At 67.2% G+C, this 2,983-nt stretch carries 5 protein-coding genes; 1 reads left to right on the forward strand and 4 read right to left on the reverse strand.

Annotation, left to right across the window (positions count from 1 at the left end):
- On the forward strand, window positions 1-351 hold a 351-nt coding region (locus tag ACK5IR_RS01895), incomplete at its 5' end, for a lytic transglycosylase domain-containing protein (protein WP_416925346.1).
- A 95-nt stretch (window positions 352-446) separates the two neighbouring features.
- On the opposite strand, the gene ACK5IR_RS01900 is transcribed toward ACK5IR_RS01895, so the two are convergent.
- The 4 genes from ACK5IR_RS01900 to ACK5IR_RS01915 form a co-directional block, all read right to left on the reverse strand.
- Window positions 447-1,133, reverse strand: a complete 687-nt coding sequence (locus ACK5IR_RS01900; protein WP_416925348.1) for an NnrU family protein — start codon at window positions 1,131-1,133, stop codon at window positions 447-449.
- Between the two features lie 20 nt (window positions 1,134-1,153).
- Complete coding sequence (locus ACK5IR_RS01905) at window positions 1,154-1,399, reverse strand: cytochrome C oxidase subunit IV family protein (RefSeq protein ID WP_416925350.1); 246 nt, start codon at window positions 1,397-1,399, stop codon at window positions 1,154-1,156.
- A 4-nt stretch (window positions 1,400-1,403) separates the two neighbouring features.
- Entirely contained in the window at window positions 1,404-1,907 is a 504-nt protein-coding gene (locus ACK5IR_RS01910) for a cytochrome c oxidase subunit 3 (RefSeq protein WP_416925354.1), read from the reverse strand.
- 56 nt (window positions 1,908-1,963) lie between these two features.
- The coding region (locus tag ACK5IR_RS01915) for a nitric oxide reductase activation protein NorD (RefSeq protein ID WP_416925352.1) at window positions 1,964-2,983 on the reverse strand (1,020 nt) is incomplete at its 5' end.

Consider the following 2,983-nt stretch of genomic DNA (forward strand, 5'->3'; position numbering starts at 1 on the left):
TATTTGCGCGAGATGTTCGACCGCTACGGCAATGTGGGCGCAATGCTTGCCGCCTGCAATGCCGGCCCCGCGCGCTACGACGATTTCCTCGCCACGGGGCGCACACTGCCCGCCGAGACCCGCGCCTATGTCGCCGCGCTGGCGCCAATGCTGGACGGCGCGGCGCCTGTTAGGATGGCGGCGCGACCCACCGACTGGTGCGAGGCCTCGCTCTTTGTCGGCATTGCCGGTGCAGCGCCTGTGCAGGCTGGCGGCAGTAGGGTGGCGCCGCCAGCGGAGACGGGTGGCCTTGCACCAAGGGCCTCCGGCGATCTGTTCGCCCCTCGCGCCGGCGGGACCACTTCGCCATGAGCGCGATCATGCCGTGGCGTGGACTGGCGCATGTTCGGAAAGCTCTGACGGCAAGGCGGGCCGGAATGGAGAGCGGGAAAGTATGCGTCCGGCGCTCAGGGCACGGGCGAAAAACCGATCACCGGCGCATGCAGATACCACAATGTTGCCCAGGCACCGATCGCCAGCGCAAGCCGGCCAGGTGGCGGCAGCCCGACGGGGCGCCAGCGACCCGAGACAAGCGCCGCAAAAGGCCACAGGCCGGTGTGCCGGGTCAGTCGTGCCCATTCGGCGGCGCCCATCGCCTGCCGCCGCCGCGTCTCGACGATCTGCATGCCGAGCACCGAAAAGAGTACGAAGGTTCCGAACAGGATAACATGGGCAAGATCGCCGTTGACCCACAGATGCGCCAGCGACCAGAGAAGCAGCGCCCAGAGCAGCGGCTGGCGGGTCACTCCCGCGATGCCGGGGCGATCCGGATCGAATCCCGTTGCCCGCCCCTCGAAGGCGAAGGGATTGGGCGCCGCCACGCCGAAGGTGCCGAGCGCAATCGCGACCGGCATTGCGATGTTAACCCCCCAGCGGGCGGCGACGGTCTGATCCCACAGCGGCACGAAAGGTGCGCGCGCAGCCGCGACGATCAGCCAGTAGAGAAGCGCGACCGAGATGAGACTGAACAGCGCGGTGTAACCGTTCGGCCCAAGCATCCCGACCAGCGACTCCTTCACCCCCAGCGCGGCGGGAATGCGGTGCGACAGCATGAAAAACGCCATGGCGATTGCAAATTCAGTCCAGCCCGTCATTCCGCCCGTCGATCCCTGCCTCAACCCGCCGCAACGGCCAATATGATCGCGGCGATCATAAACAGGCCAAGCGCCAGTGCGAACCCCCTGCTCCACTCCGGCGCCTGCCGCAGGCCGAGATAGACCCGCAGGATGATCTGTGCCTTGACCCAGGCAAGACACATGATCGCCACCGTAGCCAGTGCTCCGGTCAGGCCGGTTGCGGCGATCAGCGTGCTGGCGCCCGACAGCGCCACAAGCGCCAGCCATGCCTGCGTGACCGTCATCGCCCTAGCCCAGCAGATAGATGATGGGGAAAAGCAGCACCCAGACCAGATCGACCATGTGCCAGAACGAGGTGCCGACCTCGACATTATGCGCCGTGCAGCGCCAGCCGACCAGCGCCAGTATCACGATACCCGCCACCACATGCAGGGCGTGAAAGCCGGTCAGCAGGTAGTAGAAGGTCCAGAACGGATGGGTTTCGGTACTGATGCCGGCGGCGGCCTTTTCGGCGAATTCCAGCCCCTTGATCCAGAGGAACGCGAAACCCAGCGCCGCCGCGCCGGCCAGAAGCATCCGGCTGCGCGCGACCCTGCGCGCCGCCGCCGCCCGGACCGCCAGTGCGGCGAACCAGCCCGACGTGACCAGCACCACGGTATTGATACCCGCGCCGGTGCGGTGCAGGTGCGATTGCGCCTCGGCAAAGCCCTGCGGATCGGTCAGTCGCACCGAGAGGAAGGCCAGCAGCCCCGCCCCGAAGACCAGTAGTTCCGAAACGATGAGAACCCACATCATCAGTTCGCCGGGCAGTGCATCGATGCCGCGGGGGCGGGCAGACTCAGTCCCGTTCATGCGCTGCCGACCAGTTCGCGGTAAATGCGCGGCAGGGCCTGAACCAGCTTGTCGGGGTCCGGGATCAGCGTATAGCCACCCTGCCCGAAGATGCGCGGGAACCATGCCTTGCCGTTGCGATCGACGGTGATGCCGAATACCGCCTGTCCGGCCCGGCGCGCCTCGCGCACCGCCATGCGGCTGTCCTCGATTCCGTGGCGGCCCTCGTAATGGTCCAGGTCGTTCGGCTTGCCATCGGTGATGACCAGCAGCAGCCGGCGCTTGCGCGGTTGCAGCGCCAGTTCGGCCGAGCAATGGCGCATCGCCGCGCCGAGCCGGGTGTAGAAGCCGGGCCGGAGCGAACCGATCCGCATCTCGACCGCCTTCGACATCGGCTCGCCGAAATCCTTGGCCGTCTGGACATAGACCCGCTGGCGCTTCAGCGATGAAAAGGCATGCACGGCGAAATCGTCGCCGCAGGCGTCGAGCCCCCAGGCGAAGGCCGCAAGCGCCTCGCGCTCGACATCGATCACCGAACGCCCGTCGTGACCATGACCGGGAATCGCCGATTCGGTAGAGCGCGAGACATCGAGCAGCAGCGAGACCGCAAGGTCGCGCTTCTCGGCTCGCGTCTGGCGCCAGACGCGATCGGTTCCCTCGCCGGTGGCCTTGAAATCGACCTGCGCGCGCACGGCGCGATCGGTATCCAGTTCGTCGCCGTCGGGATAACCGGGCACCGAAACGCGCCCGGGCCGCAGCGCCTCGAACTGGCGGCGTACCGCACGGATGCGGGCCTGCGCCCTGGGATCCCTGGCGAAATCGGGCAATGCCGTCGACGGATCGACCGCAGTGCTGAGCACGCGGGCATGCGACGGCAGGTAGGCGCCGGTCCGCACGTCCCATTCGGGATAGGTGTGCACGTCCGCCAGCGTCTCACGATCCACATCCTCGGGCGCGAGATCGAGATGGAGCTTCAGCCTGGTCGCCGGCGCCTTGGATATCTGGCCCAGCCCGATCTCGTCCTGATCGTCGGCGGC

The organism is Tropicimonas sp. (assembly GCF_047971885.1).
Taxonomy (GTDB): Bacteria; Pseudomonadota; Alphaproteobacteria; order Rhodobacterales; family Rhodobacteraceae; genus Tropicimonas.

What these genes read in the sequence shown, in the direction of transcription:
- ACK5IR_RS01900 (WP_416925348.1), bottom strand. Translation starts at nt 1,133, where the DNA reads ATGACGGGCTGGACTGAATTTGCAATCGCCATGGCGTTTTTCATGCTG.
- ACK5IR_RS01905 (WP_416925350.1), bottom strand. Translation starts at nt 1,399, where the DNA reads ATGACGGTCACGCAGGCATGGCTGGCGCTTGTGGCGCTGTCGGGCGCC.
- ACK5IR_RS01910 (WP_416925354.1), bottom strand. Translation starts at nt 1,907, where the DNA reads ATGTGGGTTCTCATCGTTTCGGAACTACTGGTCTTCGGGGCGGGGCTG.